This is a genomic window from Luteitalea sp. (genome assembly GCF_044337415.1).
Taxonomy (GTDB): Bacteria; Acidobacteriota; Vicinamibacteria; order Vicinamibacterales; family Vicinamibacteraceae; genus Luteitalea.
The window spans coordinates 1-24523 of sequence record NZ_JBIINP010000019.1 but is presented as its reverse complement, the minus strand read 5'-3'; the positions used below and the strand labels follow the sequence as shown (position 1 = coordinate 24523).

Sequence of the window (24523 nt, the reverse complement as noted above, 5' to 3'; positions counted from 1 at the left end):
GATGACACTCGACGAAATCAAGCAGATCCTCGACCTGGTCCGGGAGCACGAGCTCTCCGAGTTCGAACTGGAGCAGGAAGGCGTCAAGCTGCGCGTGCGCAAGAAGGGCCATGACGCCCCGACCATGCTCATGAGCCCGGCCCACTCGCTCCCGATGCCCGTGATGGCCCCGGCCGTCGGTGGCGCCGCCCCGGCTCCCGCCGAGCCCGCCGCCAGCGAGGTGACCGAAGCCGAGGGCGTCGAGCTCGCGGTCGTCAAGTCGCCCATCGTCGGCACGTTCTACCGGGCGCCCGAGCCCACCGCGTCGCCGTTCGTCAACGTCGGCGACACCGTCCGCAAGAACCAGGTCCTCTGCCTGATCGAGGCCATGAAGCTGATGAACGAAATCGTCTCGGAGTACGACGGCGAAGTCGTGCAGGTCTTCGTGGAGAACGGCCAGCCCGTGCAGTACGGGGAGCGCCTGTTCGCGGTGCGCGCGCGCTAGCCCGGGATTCCTGCGTGTTCAAGAAAATCCTGATTGCCAACCGCGGCGAGATCGCGCTGCGCGTGATCTGTGCGTGCCGGGAGATGGGCATCAAGACGGTCGCCGTCTTCTCGGAGGCCGACGAGCACAGCCTGCACGTCCGGTTCGCCGACGAGGCCGTCTGCATCGGCCCGGCGCGCAGCAGCGAGAGCTACCTGCACGTCCCCGCGATCATCAGCGCCGCCGAGATCACGGGCGCCGATGCCATCCACCCGGGCTACGGCTTCCTGTCCGAGAGCGCCTACCTGGCCGAGGTGTGCGAGGCCTGCCACATCAAGTTCATCGGGCCGGGGCCATCGGTCATCCGGCTGATGGGCGAGAAGTCGCGGGCCCGTCGGGCCATGAAGAAGGCCGGCGTCAGCACGCTGCCCGGCAGTGACGGCGCCGTCGAGAGCGAGGAGGACGCCCAGAAGGTCGCCCTCGACCTCGGCTACCCGGTCATCATCAAGGCGAGCAACGGCGGCGGCGGCCGCGGCATGCGCATCGTGCGGTCGCCCGAGGAGCTCAGCCAGGCGCTCCGCACGGCGCAGCGCGAGGCCCAGGCGGCCTTCGGCATCGGCGACGTCTACCTCGAGAAGTACCTCGAGGCGCCGCGCCACATCGAGGTGCAGATCCTCGGCGACGAGCACGGCAACGTCGTGCACCTCGGCGAGCGCGAATGCTCGGTGCAGCGACGCCACCAGAAGCTGATCGAGGAAGCCCCGTCGGCCGTCATCTCGGACGAGCAGCGTGCTGCGCTCGGCAAGATGGTCGTCGACGCCGCGAAGGCCGTCGGCTACGCCAGCGCGGGCACCTTCGAGTTCCTGATGGACACCAGCACGGGCCAGCTCTACTTCATCGAGGCGAACACGCGCCTGCAGGTGGAGCACGGCGTCACCGAACTGGTCACCGGGATCGACATCGTGAAGGAGCAGATCCGCGTCGCCTCCGGCGAGCGCCTCTCGTTCACGCAGGACGACGTGCAGATGAGCGGGCACGCCATCGAGTGCCGCATCAACGCGGAGCACCCGACGACCTTCGCGCCGAGCCCCGGTCGCATCGACGCCTTCTGCCTGCCCGGTGGCCCGGGCATCCGCGTCGACACCTTCATCCACGCCGAGGCGACGGTCCCGCCCAACTACGACTCGCTCGTGGCCAAGCTCATGTCGTTCGGCCGCGACCGCGAGGAGGCGATCGCGCGCATGCGGCGCGCGCTCGAGATGACGGTGATCGAGGGCATCCACACCTCGGTGCCGATGCACCTGCGCATCCTCGCCGACGAGGACTTCCAGCAGGCGCGCATCTCGACGGCGTTCATGGAGCGCTTCCTCGCGCCGCCCACGCCGCCGAAGGCCTAGGCGGCCGCCGTGCCGGCAGCCCCCTCGCGACGACGGCCCTGGCCGTCGCGCCTCTACGCCATCGTCGACGCCGGGGCCGCGGCCGCGGCGGGATGGACCGTGCCCGACCTGGCCGACGCGTACCTGCAGGCGGGGGTGCGCGTGATCCAGGTGCGGGCCAAGGACGCGCCGGCGCGCGAGGTGCTGGCCTGGCTGGATCGCCTCGCGGCCTCGGCGGGCGACGCCTGGGTCATCACCAACGATCGCGTCGACCTGGCGCTGGTGGCCGGGACGCGCCACGTGCATCTCGGGCAGGACGACCTCCCGGTCGCCGACGCGCGCGCGCTGCTGGGGCCGGATGCCGTGATCGGCCTCTCCACGCACACGCCAGCGCAAGTCGAGGCGGCGCTCCAGACCCCCATCGACTATGTCGCGGTGGGCCCCGTGTATGGCACCGCCACCAAGGCCACCGGCTACGACCCGGTGGGCACCGCACTGGTGGCCGACGCCCGGGCGCGCATCGAGCGGCACCCGGACCGCGCGGGCCTGCCGCTGGTGGCCATCGGGGGCATCACGCTCGACCACGCGCCGCGCGTGATCGAGGCGGGCGCGTCTGCCGTGGTGGTGATCAGCGACCTGCTGCAGGGGGGCGATCCCGGCGCCCGCGCCCGCGACTACCTGCACGCGCTGGGCGAGGCCTGATCGGCCGGTATGCGGTCGTCGCCCGGCGGGCGCGACGGCACGCGCGACCCGGCCGGGTATAATGCGCCCTGCCCATTTGCCACCCCTCAGTGCACGTCGCGCTGGGCGGCAGACCACTCACTGTCCGGGGGACACCGCTTGGCCAGTTCTCTTTTTCGTACGAAGTCCATCGATCGCCTGCTCGCCGAGGGCGCTGCCACCGGGGAAGGCACGCTCAAGCGGACACTCGGCTCGGGTGCGCTGATCGCGCTCGGCATCGGCGCGATCATCGGCGCCGGGCTGTTCGTGCGGACCGCGGCGGCGATTGCCGACCGGGCGGGCCCGTCGGTGACGATCGCGTTCCTCGTCGCGGCGCTCGGCTGCGCCTTCGCCGGGCTCTGCTACGCGGAGTTCGCGTCGATGATCCCCATCGCGGGGAGCGCCTACACCTACTCGTACGCGACGATGGGCGAACTCGTCGCGTGGATCATCGGCTGGGACCTGATCCTCGAGTACGCCGTGGGTGCCGCCACGGTGGCGATCGCGTGGAGCGAGTACCTGAACAAGGTGCTCGAGTTCTTCGGGTTACACATACCGTACCAGTGGTGTCATTCGCCCTTCCAGGTCGATGCCGCCACCGGCGTCGCCGGCATCATCAACCTGCCGGCCGTGCTCGTGCTGTCGCTGCTCACGGCGCTGCTCGTGCGCGGGACGCAGGAGTCGGCGTGGGTGAACAACATCATCGTGATCACGAAGGTCGCGATCGTGATGCTCGTGATCGCGCTCGGCTGGGGCTTCATCAACCCGGCCAACCACACGCCGTACATCCCGGCGGCCACGGTGTACACGACGCCCGAGGGCATCTCGCATGCCTACGGCGGGGTGATGGGCATCCTCGGCGCCGCCGGCGTCGTGTTCTTCGCCTACATCGGCTTCGACGCGGTGTCGACCGCCGCGCAGGAAGCCAAGGATCCGAAGCGTGACATGCCGATCGGCATCCTCGGGTCGCTGGTGGTCTGCACCGTGCTCTACGTGCTGTTCGCGCATGTCCTGAGCGGCATCGCCACGGTGGACGACTTCCGGAGCACGGGCCGCGAGGCCTCGGTGGCGTTTGCCATCAGCAAGTACATGACCGGGTATGACTGGCTCGCCAAGTTCGTGACCGTGGCGATTCTCGCCGGCTTCTCGTCGGTGATCCTCGTGATGCTGCTCGGGCAGTCGCGCGTGTTCTACTCGATGAGCAAGGACGGGCTGGTGCCGAAGTTCTTCTCGGATCTCCACCCGCGCCACCAGACGCCCTACAAGTCCAACTGGTTCTTCTTCGTCTTCACCGCCGTGTTCGCCGCCTTCGTCCCCGGCGACATCGTCGGCGAGATGACGAGCATCGGCACCCTGTTCGCGTTCATGCTCGTGTGCGCGGGGGTGTGGATCATGCGCGTCCGTCGGCCCGACATCCCGCGCGGCTTCCGCGTGCCCGCCGTGCAGTTCGTCGCGATCGCGGGCATCGTCACCTGCGGCGCGATGGTGTACGGCCTCGGGTGGACCAACTGGCTGCGGCTGGCCGGCTGGCTGGCCATCGGCATGCTGATCTACTTCGGCTACGGCAAGCAGCACAGCCACCTGAACGCCCGGGCGTGACAAGGCAGGACGCCTGCTCGTCGAGAGCGAGGCGTCGCGAGGAGACCGAGCACCGTGAGTGCCGTAACGCTTGATGGGGCGGCGCTCGCGCGCCGCATGCGCGAGGACCTGCAACCGGAGGTCGCGGCCTTCACGGCGCGGGCCGGGCGAGCGCCCGGCCTCGCGCTGGTGCTGGTGGGGGACGACCCGGCGTCGCACGTGTACGTGGGCAGCAAGCGCACGCACGGCGCCGAGGTCGGCTTCCGCGTCGACCTCCACCAGCGGCCGGCCGACACGTCGCTCGACGCCGTGCTGGCGCTCGTGCGCGATCTCAACGCCGACCCCGCCATCGACGGCATCCTGGTCCAGTCGCCGCTGCCATCGGCGATGGGGCCCGACGCCGCCCGCCGCGTGTTCGAGATGATCGATCCGGCCAAGGACGTCGACGGCTTCACGGCCGAGAACGTCGGGCGCCTCGTGCAGAATCGCGAGGGCCTGGTGGCCTGCACGCCCGCGGGCATCATCGAGTTGCTCGAGCGACAGGGCGTGACGATCGCCGGCCGGCGCGCCGTGGTCATCGGCCGCAGCGACATCGTCGGCAAGCCGATGGCGTTGCTCCTGCTGCACCGGCACGCCACGGTCACCATCGCGCACTCGAAGACGCCGGACCTGCCGGCCGTGTGCCGCGAGGCCGACATCCTCGTGGCCGCCATCGGGCGCGCGGGGTTCGTGACGCCGGAGTTCGTCAAGCCGGGCGCGACGGTGATCGACGTCGGCATGAACGCGGTGACCAGCGAGGCCGACGTCATCGGCTTCTTCGGGGCCGACTCGAAGCGGCACGAGGGATGGCGCAAGCGCGGCAGCGTGCTGATGGGTGATGTCCATCCCGCAGTCGCCGAGGTGGCGGGGGCTCTCACCCCGGTGCCCGGGGGGGTGGGGCCGCTGACCATCGCCATGCTGATGCGCAACACGCTCACCGCTGCCGAACGTCGCGTGCGCTAGATTGACCGAGGTAGGGCGCGGTGTCCCACCGCGCCGCCGCCCCGACAGCGGCTCCGTGCCGACGACTGGGTCGGAAGCCCGGCCCTACCCCTGGACGGTGTGCGCGCGCAGCCGTCCGATCAGGGCATCCACCTGCGCATCGGTGTCGGCGAAGGTGCCATCGGTCATCACCACGTGGTGCGCCGCGCGGACCTTGTCGCCGATCGGCCACTGCGCCGCGATCCGCTGATCGGCCGCCTCGGCCGACAGCCCGTCGCGCTCCATGAGCCGCGCGCGTTGCCGCGCCGGATCGCACGCCACGACCACCACCACGTCGAAGTCTCCGGCGCGCCCGGTCTCGAACAGCAGGGGAATGTCGGCAATCGCCGGGCCACGGTAGCCCTCGCGGGCCAACTGCGTGTGCCACGCGGCGATGCGCTGGCGCACCTCCGGGTGGATGATGCCCTCCAGGTCGGCACGTGCCGCCGCGTCGGCGAAGACGAGGGCGCCGAGCCTGGCGCGATCGAGCGCGCCCCCGTCGGTCAGGATGCCCGGACCGAAACGGGTCACCACGGCTCGCAGCCCCGCGCTGCCGGGTGCCACGGCCTCGCGAGCGAGGCGATCGGCGTCGATGGTGGGCAGGCCCGCCTCGGCGAGGCGTCGCGTCACGTAGGACTTGCCGGTGGCGATGCCGCCCGTCAGTCCGACGTGCAGCACGCCATCAGGCATCGGTGTCCTCGGTCGGCCTCGCGGGCGCCAGGCGGTCCTCCACGAACGAGTTCCACTCGTGGCAATGCGGGCATCGCCAGATCAGTTCCTTGCTGCGGTACCGGCAGCGCAGGCAGATGTGCGGGTCCTTGTAGAAGACGGCGTCGCGGCTGTGCGCGATGTACCGCTCGACGGCGGGCGGATCCAGGCGCAGGGCGAGCAGGATGTCCCACGCCGCCTGGTGGGCGAGCAGGGCGTGCGGGTTGATCGACAGCGCCGCGAGCGCCATCTGCAACGCGTCGTCGGGGCGGCCGGCGCGCAGCATGTGCCTGGCCAGCGCAACCCGGGCGCGCCAGTCCTGCGGATGGTCGGTGGCGATACGACGGAACAGGTGCTCGAACGCCTCGGCCCGTCCGGCGGCCGTGTACGCGTCGCCCAGCCGATCGGCGACCAGGTGGGCGCGCGTCGGCATCGAGGCGATGAGGCGCTCCCAGACCTCCACGGCCCCCGGCATGTCGCCCCCGTCGCGCCGCACGTCGCCGAGATTGAGGTAGGCCGGCACGACTTCGGCGTCGAGCTCGATGGCCTTCTCGAAGTGCGTGCGTGCCGCCGCGAGGTCGTGACTGGCGAGCGCCTGCATGCCGAGCTCGTTCTCGAGGAACGCCTGAATCTGCAGGTGTCGCCGCGTCTGCTGTGCCGGTTCGTCCTCGCGGGCCAGCAGCCGGCGCACGCGATAGGCCTCGGCCCACTGGTTCTGGTCCTCGTACAGCTTCTGCAACTGCAGGAGGGCGTGCTCGTTGCTCGGATCGAGGCGCAGCACCTCGCCGAAGGCCTCGTGGGCGCGGTCCACGAACCCGCCGCGCGTGAAGTCGAGGCCGAGGCACAGCAGGGCATACGTGTGTTCGAGCTTGCTGATGCGCGGGCGCTGCAGGATCTGCTGGTGAATCTGGATGGCGCGGCCCACCAGCCCCTTCTCGCGATAGAGGTTGCCGAGGATCATGTGAATCTCGACGGCGTCCTCGTCGACCCGCGCGGCCTGGCTCAACTCCTCGATGGCGTGATCGAGCTGGTTGGCCACCAGGAAGTTCAGGCCCTGGATGTAGTGGGGCGACTGGCGTGCCTTGCGGCGGTCGATCCAGCGGCCTTCGTGCAGCTTGTAGCGCTCCCAGGCCTTGCCCGCGGCCAGGCCCAGGAGGAACGCGACGAGCGCGGAGAGGAGGGGCAGGTAGTCGGCTATCACGGGCGTCGGTCGGCGTCGATGAGCGCGTCCCAGCGCCCCTGGGCACGCAGTATGTCCTCGATGAGGGCGCGCGCCGCGCCCCGACCGCCGGGACACGAGCTCACGAGGTGGGCGGACGCCCGCACTTCGGGCACCGCATCGGCAGGGCAGGCCGCCAGGCCCACCCGCCGCATCACCGGCAGGTCTACCACATCGTCCCCCATGTATGCGATGGATTCGGCGGGCCAGCCGTGGGTGGCCATCAGGTCCGCCAGGGCGGCGGCCTTGTCGGTCACGCCCTGCTGGACCAGGTCCAGGCCGAGCTGACGGGCGCGGTGTGCCGTCGAGGCCGACTGCCGCGCCGAGATCAGGCCCACCACCAGCCCGGCCCGACGGGCGATCACGATACCCGCGCCGTCCTTGATGTCGAAGCGCTTGCTCTCGCTGCCGTCGCCGTGCACGTACACCCCGCCGTCGGTCAGCACGCCGTCCACGTCGAACAGCAGCACGCGGATGCCGCGCGCGCGCGCGGCGAGGTCGGGCGAGGGATGCGTGGACTGGCGCGACTCGGGCATCGACGGCATCGATCTCAGGCGTGCGCTGCCGTGTGCACGCGCGACAGCCGCTCGAGCAGCGCCGGCAGGAGGTCGAGACGCAGCGCGTTCTCGGCGTCGGAGCGGGCCCGCGCCGGGTCCTCGTGCACCTCCATGAAGATGCCGTCGACGCCGGCCGCGACGCCCGCTCGGGCCATCGGCTCGATGAAGGCCGCCTGCCCGGCCGTCCGGCCGTCACCGGCGCCGGGCAACTGCAGGCTGTGCGTGACGTCGTAGATCACCGGGGCGCCGAGTTCGTGCAACTGCGGGAACGCGCGCATGTCCACGACGAGGTTGTGGTAGCCGAAGGACGTCCCCCGCTCGGTGAGCAGCACGCGCGGGTTGCCCGAGTCGCGCACCTTCTGCAGCGGGTACCGCATGTCGGCGGGGGCGAGGAACTGGCCCTTCTTGATGTTGACCACCGCGCCCGTCCGGGCGGCCGCCACCAGCAGGTCCGTCTGCCGGCACAGGAACGCGGGAATCTGCAGGACGTCGACCACCGCTGCGACCGGCGCCGCCTGGGCGGCCTCGTGGATGTCGGTCAGGACCGGCACGCCGACCTCGGCCTTGACGCGGGCAAGCGTCTGCAGGCCCGACTCGAGCCCGGGGCCTCGGAACGAGGACAGGGAGGTGCGATTGGCCTTGTCGAACGAGGCCTTGAAGATCAACGGGACCCGGGCCGCCCGGGCGATGGACGCGAGGGCGTGGGCGAGGTCGAGCGCATGCGCGTCACTCTCGATGACGCATGGACCGGCAATCAGCACCAGCTGGCCGGTCCCGAGCGTCACCGGCCCGACGTGTACCGGTTGCACCCCGTCATTATACGGGCCGTCGAGCCGACCGACCGGCGACTCAGGCGAGCGTCTCGGCCGGCACGGCGGCCCGCCGACGGGCGAGCGTGTGCTGGTGCGTGGCCTCGACGAAGCCGGCAAAGAGCGGGTGCGGCTTGAGCGGCTTGGACTTGAACTCCGGGTGGAACTGCACGGCGATGAACCAGGGATGCGTCGGCAACTCCACCATCTCGACGAACTTCCCGTCGAGCGAGCGCCCGACGATCTCCAGCCCCTTCTCGGTGATGGCCGGCTCGTAGAGGCAGTTGAACTCGTAGCGATGGCGGTGCCGCTCGTGGATCACGTCGGCGCCGTAGAGCTTCTGCGACAGCGATCCGGGCTTGAGCTGGCAGGCGTACGAGCCGAGGCGCATGGTGCCGCCGAGGTCGTCGACCCCGAGCAGGTCGCGCAGCTTGTAGATGACCTTGTCGGAGGTGTCGGGCGCGACCTCCGTGCTGTCGGCGTTGGTGATGCCGCACACGTTGCGCGCGTACTCGACGGTCGCCCACTGGAAGCCGTAGCAGATGCCGAAGAACGGGATGTGCCGCTCGCGCGCCACCTCGACGGCCTTCATCATGCCGCGCGTGCCGCGATTGCCGAACCCGCCGGGCACCAGGATGCCGTCGGCGCCGTCGAGCTCGTGCGCGCCACCCTCACCCTCGAGCGCCTCGGCCTCGATCCACTTGATGTTGACCTTGAGCCGGTGCTTGAAGCCGCCATGGAACAGGGCTTCCGTGAGGCTCTTGTACGAGTCCTCGAGGCCGACGTACTTGCCCACGACGTGGATGGTGACTTCGTCCTGCGGGTGCTGGATGCGGTCGAGCAGTTCCTCCCACTGGCCGGACGGGCGCGGCGTGTCGGGCAGCGAGAGCTGCTTCAGCACGATGTGGTCGATGCCCTCCTCGGCCAGCGCCAGCGGCACCTCGTACACGCTCGAGACGTCGCGCGCGGTGATCACGGCATCCTCGTTGACGTCGCAGAAGAGTGCGATCTTGCGCTTGATGTCGCGCGGCAGCGTGCGGTCGGTGCGGCACAGCAGGATGTCGGGCTGGATGCCGATCGAGCGGAGGTCGCGCACGCTGTGCTGCGTCGGCTTGGTCTTCAGCTCGCCGGCCGTGCTCACATGCGGCACGAGCGTGAGGTGGATGTAGAGCGTATTCTCGCGGCCCACATCCTGCCGGAACTGCCGGATCGCCTCGAGGAAGGGCAGGCTCTCGATGTCGCCGACCGTGCCGCCGATCTCGACCAGCACCACGTCGACGCCATCCGACACCGCCAGGATGCTCTCCTTGATGGCGTTGGTGATGTGAGGAATCACCTGCACGGTGGCCCCGAGGTAATCACCACGGCGCTCCCGCTGGATCACCGACAGGTAGATCTTCCCGGTGGTCCAGTTCGAGTTCTTCGAGGCGATGGTGTTCGTGAAGCGCTCGTAGTGGCCGAGGTCGAGGTCGCCCTCCGTCCCGTCGTCGGTCACGTACACCTCGCCGTGCTGGTACGGCGACATCGTCCCCGGGTCGACGTTGATGTACGGGTCGAACTTCTGCATCGTCACCTTGTAGCCGTGGGCTTCGAGCAGGGCGCCGATGGAGGCGGCCGCGAGGCCCTTGCCCAGCGAAGACACCACGCCGCCGGTGACGAAGATGTACTTGACGGGCTTGTGCGGCTGCGAAGTCTGCATGGTCGGCATCAGGAGGAAGCGGGCGTCGCGAGCAGGCGACGCACCCGTTCGAGGTCGTCCGGAGTGTCCACGCCGAGCGCCTCGTGGCGGGACTCGACGGTCATGATTGCGTAGCCGTGCTCGAGGGCACGGAGTTGTTCGAGCGATTCGCTCAGTTCCAGGGGCGTCGGCGGCAGCGCCGCGAACGCCAGCAGGAAGTCGCGGCGGTACACGTACAGGCCGACGTGCTTGAACCAGGTGACCGGCGTACCCGGATCACGCAGGAACGGCACGGCGGCGCGCGTGAAATAGAGCGCGCGGCCGCGCAGGTCCGTGACCACCTTCACCACGGCCGGGCTGGCGATCTCGGCCGGGTCGGTAATCCGGTACCGCACCGTGCTCATCACGAGGCCCGGATCGTCGACGCAGGCCTGCACGGCATCGTCGATCATCGCCGGCGCCAGCGTGGGCTCGTCGCCCTGCACGTTGACGATCAGCGTCTCGGACAACCCGGCGGCGACCTCGGCCACGCGCTCGCTGCCGGTGCGATGGTCAGGCGAGGTCATCACGACCTCGCCGCCGAACGCGCGCACGGCCTCGAACACACGCAGGTCGTCGGTGGCGACGATCACGCGCGACAGCGTGCGCGCCTCGCAGGCGCGGCGATAGACGTGCTCGATCATCGGCCGACCATGAATGTCGGCCAGGGGCTTGCCGGGGAGTCGCGTCGAAGAGAATCGTGCCGGGATGACGGCCACGGCCGTCGCAGGTGCCTTGGGAGTGGTTCCGGCACTGTGCAGCACGCGGAATTCTAGCACGCGGACTCGCGCGGCCGCGGCCCGCGCGTCGGGCACGCCGCCGACGAACTCGAGCGCGCCGCTGATAGCATGGTCGGCATGCCCCGGTCGATGCTCCTCGTGGTGCTGCTGGTGGTCGCGGCGGCCGCCTGGATCTTTGTCGGCACACCCGTGCTCGCGCCCTGGCCCACGTCGTCGTCCCGTGTCCCGGCGGCGCGGCGGCCGATCGTGGTGCCGGCCGTCCACCTGCCGCAGCTGGCGGCGCCCCCCGCGGGCGGCCCCGCGCCACCCCAGGAAGGGCGCAACCCCTTCATGGCTGGCGGGGCGGTGCGTCCTGAGGCCCCGTCAGGGAGTCGGCCTGCCCGATCCGTGGCGCCGGCGGCGGCGCCCGTGGCGGGGCCCGCAGCCTCTGCGCCAACGGCCACCTGGCCTCGACTCGATCTCATCGGCGTGGCCGAGGCGCGCGAGGGAGCTGGCCTGATGCGCACGGCCGTGATCGCCGGTCCGCGCGGGGTGCACCACGCACGCCCGGGCGACCTGCTGGAACAGGTCTATCGCCTCGAGCGCATCACGGCGTCCGGCGTGGACATCCGGCTCCTCCCGGAGGACCGGGTGGTGCATCTTGCCCTGCGCCCGTGAGGCGTATAATCCATGCGTTTGGCGACGCGCCGGCGCGACGCACCAAGTTGGTGCAAGACGCTCGCAGGCGCGGTGTCGTCACGAGTTACGCCCTGTTGCGGAGTGCTTTTGAACAGGGTTTTCCACAGCTTCTGTGAATATCGTGTGACGAGCCACAGGGGCGTGACCTAAACCTCTCGGAACTTCCTTCCATGCCGCAGTTCACGCACCTCACGGCGCCCACCGACGGCGCGCCGGTCACCCGGCAAGGCGATGCCCTCGTCGTGCCGGATCGGCCCATCCTCCCGTTCATCGAAGGCGACGGCATCGGTCCCGACATCTGGCGGGCGAGCGTGCGCGTGTTCGACGCGGCCGTCCAGAAGGCCTACGGCGGTACGCGCCAGGTCGTCTGGTTCGAAGTGCTCGCTGGAGAGAAGGCCTTCAACGCGGTCAACGAGTGGTTGCCCGCCGACACGCTCACGGCGTTCCGCGAGTACCTGGTCGGCATCAAGGGCCCGCTCACGACCCCGGTTGGCGGCGGCATCCGATCCCTCAACGTCGCGCTGCGCCAGGAACTCGACCTCTACACCTGCCTCCGCCCGGTGCGCTACTTCCAGGGCATGGAGACGCCGGTGAAGCGGCCCGACCTGGTCGACATGGTGATCTTCCGTGAGAACACGGAGGACATCTATGCCGGCATCGAGTTTGCCGAGGGCACGCCCGAGGTCGAGACGCTCAAGGGCCTCCTCAAGCAGGCGTTCCCGAAGCCGTACGGCAAGATCCGTTTCCCCGACACCGTGGGCCTCGGCATCAAGCCGGTGTCGCGTGAAGGGACCGAGCGCCTCGTGCGTGCGGCGATCGAGTACGCGATCGCCAACAAGCGCAAGAGCGTGACGCTGGTGCACAAGGGCAACATCATGAAGTTCACGGAAGGCGCCTTCCGTGACTGGGGTTACGAACTCGCCAAGCGCGAGTTCGGCGCCGTCGAACTCGATGGCGGGCCGTGGTGCACGCTGCCCAACGGCATCGTGATCAAGGACGCCATCGCCGACGCGTTCCTGCAGCAGATCCTCACCCGTCCGTCCGAGTACGACGTGATCGCCACGCTCAACCTCAACGGCGACTACATCTCCGATGCGCTGGCCGCGCAGGTGGGCGGCATCGGCATCGCGCCGGGCGGCAACATCAACTACGTCACCGGCCACGCGGTGTTCGAGGCCACGCACGGCACGGCGCCCAAGTACGCCGGCCTCGACAAGGTGAACCCGGGCTCGGTGATCCTGTCGGGCGAGATGATGTTCCGCTTCCTCGGCTGGGGCGAGGCGGCCGACCTGATCGTCAAGGGGCTCGAGAACGCGATCGCCGCCAAGACCGTCACGTACGACCTGGCGCGCCTCATCGCCGGATCGACCGAGCTCTCGTGCTCGGCCTTCGGCGACGCCGTCATCAGCCACATGTAGCGTCTCGCTGCCGGCAGTCGGCAAGTCGGCAGTGCGGTGTGTAGGAGCGGCCTGGGCGCCGCGGCGCGGGAATCGGGACGCGGGAATCGGGAATCGCCGAGTCATGAGCGGTTCCCACTCCCGACTCCCGACGTCCCACTCGCGGCGCCGGGACCGTGATCGTTGCCGACGGCCAGGGGCCGGCGGCTGTCCATCAGGAGTCAACCAGAATGAACCGCAAAGTGACCGTCGTCGGCGGGGCCGGCAACGTGGGCGCCACGGTGGCGCGCTCGATCGCCAACCGCGAACTGGCGGATGTCGTGATCATCGACATCGCCGACACCAAGGCGCAAGGCATCGCCCTCGACATCCTGCAGACCTGCCCGGTCGAGGGCAGCGACACACGCGTCGTCGGCGGCAGCGACTACGCCCTCTCGGCCGGCTCGGACGTGGTCGTCATCACGTCGGGCGTGCCGCGCAAGCCCGGCATGAGCCGCGACGACCTGCTGTCGGTCAACTACAAGATCATGCAGGACGTCACGGCCAACGTGATGAAGCACTCGCCCGACGCGATCATCATCGTCGTGGCCAACCCGCTCGACGCCATGGCGCAGGCCGTGTATCGCCTGAGCGGCCTGCCGCGCGAGCGCGTGATCGGCATGGCCGGCGTGCTCGACTCGGCCCGCATGCGCGCCTTCATCGCCACCGAGCTCAGCGTGTCGGTGGAGAACGTCCACGCCTTCGTGCTCGGCGGCCACGGCGACACGATGGTGCCGCTGCCGCGCTACTCGACGGTGGCCGGGATCCCCATCACCGAGCTGCTGTCCGAGGAGCGCATCAAGGCCATCTGCGACCGCACGGCCAATGGCGGCGCGGAGATCACCAAGCTGGTCGGCACGAGTGCCTGGTACGCGCCGGGGCAGTCGTCGGCGCGCATGGTCGAGGCCATCCTGAAGGACAAGAAGCTGATCGAGCCCTGCTCGGTGTTCCTGACGGGCGAGTACGGCGTGCAGGATCAGTTCCTGGGCGTGCCGGTGAAGCTGGGCGCCAAGGGCGTCGAGCAGGTCATCGAGATCACGCTGCACGACGACGAGAAGGCCGCGCTGGCCAAGTCGGCCGCCGCCGTGAAGGAACTCACGACCGTCATCGGCGTGTAGGGGAGGCGGCAGGCTGCGGCCTGCGGGCGACCTGGAACAGGGAAGGGGCGGTGCCGGTCACCCGGCGCCGCCCCTTTGTCTTTCCAGCCCTGAGCTTCTTCTACCTCGCGCCGACGAGCGACGCCTTGAAGTAGTCGCGATTCATCTTCGCGATGTTGGTGATCTTGATTTCCTTCGGGCACACCGCTTCGCACTCGCCCTCGTTGGAGCACGCCCCGAAGCCCTCGACGTCCATCTGCTCGACCATGCGCAAGGTGCGGCGCGTCTTCTCGGCCTGGCCCTGCGGCAGCAGGTTGAGGTGCGCGAGCTTGGCCGAGGTGAACAGCGCCGCCGATGCGTTCTTGCAGGCGGCGACGCAGGCCCCGCACTGGATGCAGGCCGCGGCGTCGAAGGCCTGGTCGGCCAGCGTCTTGGGCACCGGAATGGCGTTGGCATCGGGCGCCGCGCCGACGTTCATCGACACGTAGCCACCGGCGCGCACCACGCGGTCGAGGGCGCTGCGGTCGACGACGAGGTCCTTGACGACGGGGAAGGCGGCCGCCCGCCAGGGCTCGATCGTGATCGTGTCGCCGTTGCGGAAGCGCCGCATGTGCAGCTGGCACACGGTGGTGCCCGGGTCGGGCCCGTGCGCCACGCCGTTGACCATGCACCCGCACGTGCCGCAGATGCCCTCGCGGCAGTCGGAGTCGAAGGCAATCGGCTCCTCGCCGCGCTTGATGATGCCCTCGTTCACCACGTCCAGCATCTCGAGGAACGACATGTCCGGCGAGATGTTGTCCGCCTTGTACTCGACGAGCCGCCCGGGCGTCCCGGGGTTGGCCTGGCGCCAGACGCGCAGTGTCAGATTCAGTGCACCCATGGTTCTCTCAACCTGATCGGGCTGCAGGTGTCTGCCTGCAGGCCTCTAGTGACTCGCGTACCCGATACCCGGTACCCGGTACCCGGCTACTTGTACGAACGCTGCGACGGCTTGACGTACTCGAACGTCAGCGCTTCCTGGTGGCGCACCGGTGCCTTGCCGACGCCGGTGAACTCCCAGGCCGCGGCATGGGCGAAGTGCTCGTCGTTGCGCTGCGCCTCGTTGTCGGGCGTCTGGTACTCCTCGCGGAAGTGACCGCCGCACGACTCTTCGCGGGTCAGCGCGTCGAGGGCCAGCAACTCGGCGAACTCGAGGTAGTCGGCGACGCGGCCGGCGTACTCGAGGTTCTTGTTCATGTTGTTGGGCTCGCCCGGCACCGAGACGTTCTGCCAGAACTCGTCGCGGAGCTTCGGGATCTCGGTGAGCGCCTTCTTGAGGCCGTCGGCCGTCCGCGACATGCCCACGTAGTCCCACACCACGTGCCCGAGCTGTCGATGCAGCTCACGCGGCGTCTTGCTGCCCTTGATCGACAGCAGGCGCGAGATCTGCGACTGCGCGTTGTGGGCCGCGTCGGCGAAAGCCGCATGGTCGGTGGTGACCTTGGGCAGCGCCGTCCCGGCGAGGTAGTGGCTCAGGGTGTAGGGGATGACGAAGTAGCCGTCGGCCAGGCCCTGCATCAGCGCGCTGGCGCCGAGGCGGTTGGCGCCGTGGTCGGAGAAGTTCGCCTCGCCGAGCACGTGCAGCCCGGGGATGGTCGACATGAGGTTGTAGTCCACCCACAGGCCACCCATCGTGTAGTGCACGGCGGGGTAGATCCGCATCGGCACCTCGTACGGGTTGTCGTCGGTGATCTTCTGGTACATGTCGAACAGGTTGCCGTAGCGCTGCGCGATCACGTCCTTGCCGAGGCGGTTGATCGAGTCGGCGAAGTCGAGGTAGACCGACAACCCGCTCTCGCCGGCGCCGCGGCCTTCGTCGCACACCAGCTTGGAGGCGCGCGAGGCGACGTCGCGGGGCACGAGGTTGCCGAAGCTCGGGTAGCGGCGTTCCAGGTAGTAGTCGCGCTCGGCCTCGGGGATCTGCTGCGGCGGACGCTTGTCGCCCTTGGCCTTGGGCACCCACACCCGGCCATCGTTGCGCAGGCTCTCGCTCATGAGCGTGAGCTTGCTCTGGTGGTCGCCCGACACCGGGATGCAGGTCGGGTGGATCTGCGTGAAGCAGGGGTTGGCAAACAGCGCGCCGCGCTTGTGTGCACGCCAGGCGGCCGTCACGTTGCTGTTCACCGCGTTGGTGGACAGGTAGTAGACCGTGCCGTAGCCGCCGGTGCAGAGCAGGACGGCATCGCCGGCGTACTTCTCGAGTTCGCCGGTGACGAGGTTGCGCATGATCACGCCGCGGGCCTGGCCATCGACCAGGACCACGTCGAGCATCTCGCGCTGCGGCATCAGCGTCACGGTGCCGGCATCGACCTGCCGCATCATCGACTGGTAGGCGCCGATGAGCAGCTGCTGGCCCGTCTGGCCGCGGGCGTAGAAGGTGCGCGACACCTGCGCGCCACCGAACGACCGGTTGTCGAGCAGCCCGCCGTACTCGCGCGCGAACGGCACGCCCTGCGCCACGCACTGGTCGATGATGTCGACGCTCACCTGCGCGAGGCGGAAGACGTTGGCCTCGCGGGCGCGGTAGTCGCCGCCCTTGACCGTGTCGTAGAACAGCCGGTAGATGCTGTCGCCGTCGTTGCGGTAGTTCTTGGCGGCGTTGATGCCGCCCTGCGCGGCGATCGAGTGCGCGCGCCGCGGGCTGTCGTGGATGCAGAAGGTGAGGACGTTGTAGCCGAGCTCACCGAGGGCGGCCGACGCGGACGCCCCGGCCAGGCCGGTGCCCACGCAGATGACGGTGAGCTTCCGGCGATTGGCCGGGTTCACCAGCTTCGATTCGAACTTGTGCCGGTCCCACTTGCCTTCGATGGGACCACCAGGAACCTTGCTGTCGAGCGTCATCACGGAGCCACCTAGTTTGCGAAGAACATGAACAGCGGCAGCACGGCGAACCCGCCGGCGATGATCACCGCGAGGACGCGGCCGCCGAGCACCAGGTTCTTCCCGTAGCGCTGGTTCGACAGCCCGAGCGACTGCGCCGCGCTCGAGATGCCGTGATTCAGGTGCATGCCGATGAGGACCATCGCCACCACGTAGAACCCCACGTACAGGGGGGTGGCGTAGATCTCGTCGACCAGGCGGTACAGGTCGCGGTGGCCGGTCGCCGGGTCGACGTACCACGCGCCGAACTTGAAGGTCCGGATGTGCGTGACCACGAAGAACAGGATGAACAGGCCGGTCAACGCCATCGTCGTCGACGACCACGTCTTCCGGCTCGTGTGGCCCGCCCACTTCTTCTCCGCGTAGGCCGACGGCCGCGCCGCCGCGTTCCGGCGGTAGTTCAGCAGCGTCTTGGCGATGTGGAGCAGGAAGATGCCCGCCAGGCCCGCCTCCACCGCGTAGAGCAGCGGCCCCAGGCTTTCGAGCTTGTGCGCGTAGGCGTTGAAGGCCTCGGCGCCGACGAAGAGCGACAGGTTGCCGGCCAGGTGCCCGATCAGGAACCCGAACAGCAGCAGGCCCGTGAGGCCGATGAGAATCTTGGAGCCGACCGTGGACGAGAAGAATGTGGGGCGACTGGACATGTCACGCTCCGCAGCCCGCCACGCCTGCGCAGGCGTCCGGGTGCGTGGAGGAAGGCACTGGACTGTCGGATGACATCGGGCGAACGGTGCGACGCTGCTGGATGGGCATCCCCGAGTGTTGCGTGGCCGCCCGAACCCACGGAATGGTATCGCTAGTCGTCATGGGGAGCAACGGCCCTCGGCACGGGCGGGCTTGACCGGCCCGCAACCCACCATCAATGATAGGGACGCCCTTGCGGTCCAGATCGGTCCCGCCGGTCGCGCTCCAGGGGCCGTCCGCGTCCACCACGTCCGAGGAACTCCGGTGAAGATTCACGAGTATCAGGCAAAGGCCATCCTGGCCCGGCACGGTGTGCCGGTGCCCCGCGGGGAAGTCGCGTTCTCGGTCGAGGAAGCGGGCGCCATCGCCCGGCGCCTCGGTGGAGGCGTGACCGTCGTCAAGGCGCAGATCCATGCGGGTGGGCGCGGCAAGGGTGGGGGCGTGAAGGTCGTCAAGGACGCCGCGGCGGCCGAGGAGATGGCCAGGCAGATCCTCGGCATGACCCTCGTGACCCACCAGACCGGTCCCGAGGGCCGCAAGGTGGAGCGCCTCCTCGTCGAGGAAGGCGTCAAGATCGCCAAGGAGCTCTACCTCGGGCTGCTCGTCGACCGCGCCGCCGGCTGTCCGGTGATGATGGCCAGCGCCGAAGGCGGCATGGACATCGAGGAGGTCGCCGAGAAGAACCCCGACGCCATCAAGAAGGTGGCCATCAGCCCCATCACCGGGCTCACCGCCTTCCAGGCGCGCCAGCTGGCCTTCGGCATCGGCCTGGCCCCCGAGCACGTCAACAAGGCCGTCAAGGTGATGCAGCAGATCTACGAGGCCTTCGTCGCCACCGACGCCTCGCTGATCGAGGTCAACCCGCTCATCGTCACCGAGGGCGGCGACGTCATCGCGCTCGACGCGAAGGTCACCTTCGACGACAACGCGATGTACCGCCACCAGGAGTTCCGCGACCTGCGCGACCTCGCCGAGGAGGATCCCCTCGAGATCGAGGCCAGCAAGTTCTCGCTGAACTACATCCGCCTCGACGGCACCATCGGCTGCATGGTCAACGGCGCCGGCCTGGCCATGGCGACGATGGACATCATCAAGCTGGCGGGCGGGCAGCCGGCCAACTTCCTCGACGTCGGCGGGGGTGCCAACGCCGAGCAGATCAAGAACGCCTTCCGCATCCTGATGTCGGACAAGAACGTGAAGGCCGTGCTGATCAACATCTTCGGCGGCATCCTGCGCTGCGACGTCCTGGCCGAGGGCGTCATCGCCGCCGTCAAGGACCTCGGCGTGCCGGTCCCGATCGTCATCCGCATGGAAGGCACCAACGTGGAGCAGGGCAAGGCCATGCTGCGCGAGAGCGGACTCAACTTCACCACCGCGGACACGATGGGCGAGGCGGCCGACACGGTCGTCGCCCTGGCGCGCTAGAGGAACCCGGACACGACCATGGCCGTTCTGATCGACAAGTCGACCCGTCTCATCGTCCAGGGCCTCACGGGCCGTGAGGGCACCTTCCACGCCAAGGCTGCTGCAGCCTATGGCACCGCCGTCGTCGGTGGCGTCACACCCGGCAAGGGCGGCACCACGCACGAGGGCTTCCCCGTCTTCAACACCGTGGCGGACGCCGTCGCCACGACCGGCGCCAACGCCTCGGTGATCTTCGTGCCGCCGCCGTTTGCGGCCGACGCCATCATGGAGGGCGCCGACGCGGGCCTCGACCTCATCGTCTGCATCACCGAGGGCATCCCGGTGCTCGACACGATGAAGGCGCTCCACTACATGAAGGGCAGGAAGAGCCGGCTCATCGGCCCCAACTGCCCGGGCCTCATCACCGCCGGGCAGGCCAAGGCCGGCATCATCCCGGGTCACATCTGCACGGAGGGCCGCGTCGGGATCGTGTCCAAGAGCGGCACGCTGACCTACGAGGCCATCCACCAGTTGACCAAGCTCGGCCTCGGGCAGACCACCTGCATCGGCATCGGCGGTGACCCGCTCATCGGCACGACCTTCATCGATGCCCTCGAGCTGTTTGCCAAGGATGACCAGACCGAAGCCGTGGTGATGATCGGCGAGATCGGCGGGTCGGCCGAGCAGGAAGCGGCCGCCTGGATCCAGGCCCACTTCAAGAAGCCCGTGGTCGGCTTCATCGCCGGCCAGACGGCGCCTCCGGGACGCCGCATGGGCCACGCGGGCGCCATCATCTCGGGCGGCAAGGGCACGGCCGACGAGAAGATGGAAGCGCTCGGCGCGGCCGGCGTCACCGTGGTGAAGAGCCCCGCCGACATCGGCGCCGCGATCGCCAGCCGTCTCTAGGCCTTGGACATGCGGGATGCTGGGCGCCGGGAATGCCGGCGTCGGGCATCCCGTTTCGGCATCCCGGCATTCGGCATCGCGGCATTTGTTATGATGGCCCGAACGGGCACCTGCCACGCCGGTCGCGTGGCCGCGTCGGCGTCCCACTTCGAGGCAGAACGCATGGCTTCCTCCGACCTGCTGGCCGCGCCAGCAGCCGTCTCGTCGCCCACCCGCGTCAACGACTTCAGCATCCAGGTGGCCACGGTCAATGGCTCGGGCAGCCAGACCGCCAACCTCGTCCTGCTCCGCTCCATCTTCCAGATGGGCGTCCCGGTGTCGGGCAAGAACCTCTTCCCGTCCAACATCGCCGGCCTGCCCACCTGGTACACCATCCGGGCCAACCGGCACGGCTACATCGCCCGCAAGAAGGAGATCGACCTCCTCGTCGCGATGAATGCCGAGACGGCCCGCGAAGATGTGCTCGCCCTCGAGCCAGGATGCGCGGTGATCTATGACGAGCCGCTGAAGCTCGATCAGGTACGCAGCGACCTCGTGTTCTACCCGGTGCCGTTCGACAAGATCGTCGCCGAGGTCTGTCCGGATGCCAGGCTGCGCCGCCTCGTGCGCAACATGATCTACGACGGCATCCTGTCGCGCCTGCTCGACATCGAGCTGGCCGAGATGGACAAGGCGCTGACGCGACAGCTGAAGAAGAAGGCCAAGGCGCTGGCGCTGAACCTGGCCGCGCTGCAGGCCGGCTTTGCCTACGCGGAGGCCAACTTCGCCGATCGGCCCGTGCCGCTCAAGGTGGAGCGCATGGCAGAGACGCAGGACCGGATCCTGATCGAGGGCAACGCGGCCTCGGCGCTCGGCTGCCTGATGGCCGGCGTCACCGTGGTGGCCTGGTACCCGATCACGCCCTCCTCCTCGCTCTGCGAGACGCTGATCGACTACCTGCGCAAGTACCGCATGGACCCGGAGACGGGGAAGGCCACGTTCGCGGTCGTGCAGGCCGAGGACGAGATCGCCGCGCTCGGCATGGTCGTCGGCGCGTCGTGGGCCGGCGCCCGTTCGATGACGTCGACGTCTGGCCCGGGCATCTCGCTGATGGCCGAGTTCACGGGCCTGGCGTACTACGCGGAGTTGCCGGCGGTGATCTTCGACGTGCAACGCGTCGGTCCCTCGACGGGCCTGCCGACGCGCACGGCGCAAGGCGACGTGGCGTTTGCCGCCGGCCTCTCGCACGGCGACACGCGCCACATCCTGCTCCTGCCGGCCTCGGTCACCGAGGCCTACACGATGGCGATCGACGCCTTCGACCTCACCGAGCGGTTCCAGACCCCCATCTTCGTCCTGACCGACCTCGACCTCGGCATGAACACGTGGATGGCCGAGCCGTTCCCGTATCCCGAGGCGCCGCTCGACCGCGGCAAGGTGCTCACCCCAGAAACGCTCGCGGCGATCGGCGAGTGGGGCCGCTACAAGGACGTCGACGGCGACGGGATCCCGTATCGCACGCTGCCCGGCCAGTTCGGCCCGTCGTTCTTCACCCGCGGCTCCGGCCACAACGCGAAGGCGCAGTACAGCGAGAAGCCAGACGACTACACGAACAACATCGACCGCCTGCTGCGCAAGTTCGAGACGGCCCGCACCCACGTCCCGCAGCCCGAGGTCGACCAGCACCCCCGCGCCCGTGTCGGCATCATCGCGTACGGCACCTCGCACTGGGCCATCGTCGAGAGCCGCGACCAGCTGCGCGACGAGACCGGTATCGACACCTCGTACCTCCGCATCCGTGCGTACCCGCTCACGCACCATGTCGGCGAGTTCATCGACGCCCACGATCGGGTCTACGTGGTCGAGCAGAACCGCGACGGCCAGATGTTCGGGCTGCTGCGCCAGGAACTCTCCGGCTCGCAGATCAGCAAGCTGACCAGTGTCCGCCACTACAACGGGCTGCCCATCGACGCCCGTTCGGTGACCGAGGAAATCCGCGCCCACGAGGCGCGCATGGCCCTGCCGCCCGAGACGTCGCCCGAGGACGCCATCGTCGGGGCCGAGGAGGCCGTCTAGCCGTGTCCACGCCTGCCGTTCCGACGCCGCCCAAGAAGGTCAACCGGATCAACCTCGAGTCCACGGTCTACCGTGGCGCGAAGACGACGCTGTGCGCCGGGTGCGGCCACAACGCCATCAGCGAGCGCATCATCGACGCCTTCTACGAGATGGGCGTCGACCCGACGCGCGTGCTCAAGCTCTCGGGCATCGGCTGCTCGAGCAAGAGCCCCGCGTACTTCATGGGCACCGCGCACGGTTTCAACTCCGTGCACGGCCGCATGCCGTCGGTGGCCACCGGCGCGCTGATGGCCAACAAGACGATGCTCGGCATCGGCGTGAGCGGCGACGGCGACACGGGCGCGATCGGCGTCGGCCAGTTCGTGCACCTGATGCGCCGCAACCTGCCGCTCATCTACATCGTCGAGGACAACGGCTGCTATGGCCTCACGAAGGGACAGTTCTCGCCGACCGCCGACCTCGGCAGCACGCTGAAGAACGGCGTCGTCAACGACCTGCCGCCCATCGATCTCTGCGCCCTGGGCATCGAGCTCGGCGCGACGTTCGTGGCGCGGTCGTTCTCGGGCGACAAGAAGCAGCTCCTCTCGATCCTCAAGGCGGCCATCGCCCACAAGGGCACCTGCCTCATCGACGTCATCTCGCCGTGCGTCACCTTCAACGACCACGAGGGATCGACCAAGAGCTACGCCTACGCCAAGGACCACGACGAGGTCGTCAACGAGATCAGCTTCGTGCCGTTCTTCGAGGACATCTCGGTCGAGTACGAGGAGGGCAGTGCCACCCCCGTCAAGATGCACGACGGGTCGACGCTCATCCTGCGCAAGCTGGAGTCGTCGCACAACCCGACCGACAAGCTCGAGGCGCGGCGGACGCTGCACGAGACCATGCGCCGCGGCGAGTTCGCCACCGGCATCATCTACATCGAGCCCGATTCCACCGACTTCCTGACGCTGCTCAACACGGTGGACGAGCCGCTGGCCACGCTGCCCGAGTCGCGCACGCGGCCGCCGAAGTCGGTGCTCGACGAGGTCATGGAGAAGCATCGTTAACGCTTAACGATTAACGCGTAACGATTGACGCTGAACGTCGCGGCCCGACCATCGACCTGAAGGTCGGCGGCCACGGGCCACGGGCGATGTTCGCCCCCGTACCCGGTACCCCGTACCCGGTACCCGGTACCCGACACGAGACCTATGGAACGCACCTTCGCCATCATCAAACCCGACGCCGTGAAGAACGCCGTCATCGGCCGCATCCTTGCCCGCATCGAGCAGGAGGGCTTCCGCATCGCCGCGATGCGGCTGCAGCACCTCTCCAAGCGCGAAGCCGAGGGCTTCTATGCCGTGCACAAGGAGAAGCCCTTCTTCGGCGGGCTCACCGACTTCATGTCGTCGGGCCCCTGCGTGCTCCTGTGCCTCGAGGCGCCGGATGCCATCAAGAAGTGGCGCACCCTGATGGGGGCGACCAACCCGGCCAACGCCGAGGACGGCACGCTCCGCAAGGAGTTCGGCGCGTCCATCGACAACAACGCGACGCACGGCTCGGATGCCCCGGAGACGGCGGCCTTCGAACTGGGCTACTTCTTCCGCGGCCTCGAGCTCTAGAACCCGGAGCCCCCGATGGGACGGACGCTGGTGGTTGTCGGCCTGATCGTCGCGGGCATCGGGGCCCTGATGATGCTGGGGTTGCCGCTCGGGCGGCTCCCTGGCGACATCGTGGTGCAGCGGGGCCGGGGCACGTTCTACTTTCCGGTCGTCACGTCCATCGTCGTCAGCGTGGTGCTCACGCTGCTGCTGTCGTTGTTCCGGAGATGACAAGTTCGTAGCCGCCCGACTCGTCGGGCGGTCGGTGCGGTTCGGCCGGACACGTCCGGCCGCTACGACCACGGTGTGTCGCCCATGTCCATCAAGTCCGATCGCTGGATCCGTCGCATGGCCCTCGAACACGGCATGATCGAGCCGTTCGAGGACAGGCAGGTGCGCGAGGGAGTCGTTTCGTACGGCCTCTCCTCGTACGGCTACGACATCCGCGTGGCGGACGAGTTCAAGATCTTCACCAACATCAACAACACGGTGATCGATCCGAAGAACTTCGATCCACGCAGCTTCGTGGACATGAAGACGGACGTCTGCATCGTCCCGCCCAACTCGTTCGCCCTGGCGCGGACCATCGAGTACTTCCGCATCCCGCGCGACGTGCTCACGGTGTGCCTCGGCAAGTCCACGTATGCCCGCTGCGGCATCATCGTCAACGTCACGCCCTTCGAACCGGAATGGGAGGGCTACGTGACGCTCGAGATCAGCAACACCACGCCGCTGCCGGCCCGCATCTACGCCAACGAGGGCATCGCCCAGGTGCTGTTCTTCCAGGGCGACGAGCCGTGCGAGGTGTCGTACGCCGACAAGAAGGGCAAGTACCTGAAGCAGACGGGCGTCACGCT

24 protein-coding genes are annotated in these 24523 nt (G+C 68.8%); 15 read left to right on the top strand and 9 right to left on the bottom strand.

All coding sequences use genetic code 11. The features are described 5' to 3' along the window. Window position 1: 1 nt before the first annotated feature. From accB to ACIRDX_RS05535, 5 genes are all read left to right on the top strand, one after another. On the top strand, window positions 2-484 hold the full coding sequence (accB, locus tag ACIRDX_RS05555) for an acetyl-CoA carboxylase biotin carboxyl carrier protein (RefSeq protein ID WP_396624411.1): 483 nt from the start codon (window positions 2-4) through the stop codon (window positions 482-484). 14 nt (window positions 485-498) lie between these two features. Further along, window positions 499-1860 carry an acetyl-CoA carboxylase biotin carboxylase subunit gene (gene accC / locus ACIRDX_RS05550; protein ID WP_396624410.1) on the top strand — a complete coding sequence of 454 codons (1362 nt, stop codon included), beginning with the start codon at window positions 499-501 and terminating at the stop codon, window positions 1858-1860. A gap of 9 nt (window positions 1861-1869) precedes the next feature. Then, the gene (gene thiE / locus ACIRDX_RS05545; protein WP_396624409.1) at window positions 1870-2541 is read left to right on the top strand and encodes a thiamine phosphate synthase; all 672 of its coding nucleotides are present in this window, start codon (window positions 1870-1872) and stop codon (window positions 2539-2541) included. A gap of 138 nt (window positions 2542-2679) precedes the next feature. Continuing rightward, window positions 2680-4158: an amino acid permease gene (locus ACIRDX_RS05540; RefSeq protein ID WP_396624408.1), complete on the top strand. Its 1479-nt coding sequence runs from the start codon at window positions 2680-2682 to the stop codon at window positions 4156-4158. A 54-nt stretch (window positions 4159-4212) separates the two neighbouring features. After that, the gene (locus ACIRDX_RS05535; RefSeq protein ID WP_396624407.1) at window positions 4213-5139 is read left to right on the top strand and encodes a bifunctional 5,10-methylenetetrahydrofolate dehydrogenase/5,10-methenyltetrahydrofolate cyclohydrolase; all 927 of its coding nucleotides are present in this window, start codon (window positions 4213-4215) and stop codon (window positions 5137-5139) included. Window positions 5140-5223: 84 nt separating this feature from the next. Here ACIRDX_RS05535 and coaE read toward each other — a convergent pair whose 3' ends face one another. From coaE to kdsB, 6 genes are read right to left on the bottom strand one after another with little or no spacing between them, the layout of a single operon-like run. Then, a complete protein-coding gene (gene coaE / locus ACIRDX_RS05530) occupies window positions 5224-5847 on the bottom strand; it encodes a dephospho-CoA kinase (protein ID WP_396624406.1) in 624 nt (207 codons plus the stop codon). Beyond that, window positions 5840-7066: a tetratricopeptide repeat protein gene (locus ACIRDX_RS05525; RefSeq protein ID WP_396624405.1), complete on the bottom strand. Its 1227-nt coding sequence runs from the start codon at window positions 7064-7066 to the stop codon at window positions 5840-5842. The genes coaE and ACIRDX_RS05525 overlap by 8 nt, the downstream gene beginning before the upstream one ends. Continuing rightward, complete coding sequence (locus tag ACIRDX_RS05520; RefSeq protein WP_396624404.1) at window positions 7063-7629, bottom strand: KdsC family phosphatase; 567 nt, start codon at window positions 7627-7629, stop codon at window positions 7063-7065. The genes ACIRDX_RS05525 and ACIRDX_RS05520 overlap by 4 nt, the downstream gene beginning before the upstream one ends. Before the next feature lie 5 nt (window positions 7630-7634). Beyond that, on the bottom strand, window positions 7635-8450 hold the full coding sequence (gene kdsA / locus ACIRDX_RS05515) for a 3-deoxy-8-phosphooctulonate synthase (RefSeq protein ID WP_396624403.1): 816 nt from the start codon (window positions 8448-8450) through the stop codon (window positions 7635-7637). A 40-nt stretch (window positions 8451-8490) separates the two neighbouring features. After that, the gene (locus ACIRDX_RS05510) at window positions 8491-10149 is read right to left on the bottom strand and encodes a CTP synthase (RefSeq protein WP_396624402.1); all 1659 of its coding nucleotides are present in this window, start codon (window positions 10147-10149) and stop codon (window positions 8491-8493) included. 8 nt (window positions 10150-10157) lie between these two features. Next, window positions 10158-10886: a 3-deoxy-manno-octulosonate cytidylyltransferase gene (kdsB, locus tag ACIRDX_RS05505; RefSeq protein WP_396624441.1), complete on the bottom strand. Its 729-nt coding sequence runs from the start codon at window positions 10884-10886 to the stop codon at window positions 10158-10160. A gap of 138 nt (window positions 10887-11024) precedes the next feature. On the opposite strand from kdsB, the gene ACIRDX_RS05500 reads away from it, so the two are divergent. The 3 genes from ACIRDX_RS05500 (at window position 11025) to mdh (ending at window position 14139) form a co-directional block, all read left to right on the top strand. After that, window positions 11025-11564, top strand: a complete 540-nt coding sequence (locus ACIRDX_RS05500) for a hypothetical protein (protein WP_396624401.1) — start codon at window positions 11025-11027, stop codon at window positions 11562-11564. A 191-nt stretch (window positions 11565-11755) separates the two neighbouring features. Continuing rightward, window positions 11756-13003, top strand: a complete 1248-nt coding sequence (gene icd, locus ACIRDX_RS05495) for an NADP-dependent isocitrate dehydrogenase (protein ID WP_396624400.1) — start codon at window positions 11756-11758, stop codon at window positions 13001-13003. A gap of 209 nt (window positions 13004-13212) precedes the next feature. Beyond that, on the top strand, window positions 13213-14139 hold the full coding sequence (gene mdh, locus ACIRDX_RS05490) for a malate dehydrogenase (protein WP_396624399.1): 927 nt from the start codon (window positions 13213-13215) through the stop codon (window positions 14137-14139). 100 nt (window positions 14140-14239) lie between these two features. On the opposite strand, the gene ACIRDX_RS05485 is transcribed toward mdh, so the two are convergent. The 3 genes from ACIRDX_RS05485 to ACIRDX_RS05475 form a co-directional block, all read right to left on the bottom strand. Further along, window positions 14240-14989 carry a succinate dehydrogenase/fumarate reductase iron-sulfur subunit gene (locus ACIRDX_RS05485; protein ID WP_396624440.1) on the bottom strand — a complete coding sequence of 250 codons (750 nt, stop codon included), beginning with the start codon at window positions 14987-14989 and terminating at the stop codon, window positions 14240-14242. A 95-nt stretch (window positions 14990-15084) separates the two neighbouring features. Next, entirely contained in the window at window positions 15085-16998 is a 1914-nt protein-coding gene (locus ACIRDX_RS05480; RefSeq protein WP_396624439.1) for a fumarate reductase/succinate dehydrogenase flavoprotein subunit, read from the bottom strand. Window positions 16999-17009: 11 nt separating this feature from the next. Beyond that, window positions 17010-17678, bottom strand: coding sequence for a succinate dehydrogenase cytochrome b subunit (locus ACIRDX_RS05475; RefSeq protein ID WP_396624398.1), 669 nt, complete (start codon window positions 17676-17678; stop codon window positions 17010-17012). 304 nt (window positions 17679-17982) lie between these two features. Between ACIRDX_RS05475 and sucC the strand changes: the two genes are divergently transcribed. The 7 genes from sucC to dcd form a co-directional block, all read left to right on the top strand. Then, entirely contained in the window at window positions 17983-19143 is a 1161-nt protein-coding gene (gene sucC, locus ACIRDX_RS05470) for an ADP-forming succinate--CoA ligase subunit beta (RefSeq protein ID WP_396624397.1), read from the top strand. A gap of 18 nt (window positions 19144-19161) precedes the next feature. Then, window positions 19162-20028: a succinate--CoA ligase subunit alpha gene (gene sucD / locus ACIRDX_RS05465; protein WP_396624396.1), complete on the top strand. Its 867-nt coding sequence runs from the start codon at window positions 19162-19164 to the stop codon at window positions 20026-20028. A 162-nt stretch (window positions 20029-20190) separates the two neighbouring features. Next, window positions 20191-22083 (top strand): 2-oxoacid:acceptor oxidoreductase subunit alpha, encoded by a 1893-nt coding sequence (locus ACIRDX_RS05460; RefSeq protein WP_396624395.1) that lies wholly within the window; start codon window positions 20191-20193, stop codon window positions 22081-22083. Window positions 22084-22085: 2 nt separating this feature from the next. Further along, window positions 22086-23132 (top strand): 2-oxoacid:ferredoxin oxidoreductase subunit beta, encoded by a 1047-nt coding sequence (locus ACIRDX_RS05455; RefSeq protein WP_396624394.1) that lies wholly within the window; start codon window positions 22086-22088, stop codon window positions 23130-23132. A gap of 144 nt (window positions 23133-23276) precedes the next feature. Then, the gene (ndk, locus tag ACIRDX_RS05450; RefSeq protein WP_396624393.1) at window positions 23277-23687 is read left to right on the top strand and encodes a nucleoside-diphosphate kinase; all 411 of its coding nucleotides are present in this window, start codon (window positions 23277-23279) and stop codon (window positions 23685-23687) included. Window positions 23688-23702: 15 nt separating this feature from the next. After that, the gene (locus ACIRDX_RS05445; protein WP_396624392.1) at window positions 23703-23897 is read left to right on the top strand and encodes a DUF2905 domain-containing protein; all 195 of its coding nucleotides are present in this window, start codon (window positions 23703-23705) and stop codon (window positions 23895-23897) included. A gap of 84 nt (window positions 23898-23981) precedes the next feature. After that, window positions 23982-24523 (top strand): dCTP deaminase (gene dcd, locus ACIRDX_RS05440; protein WP_396624391.1); only part of this gene is annotated, 542 nt, incomplete at its 3' end.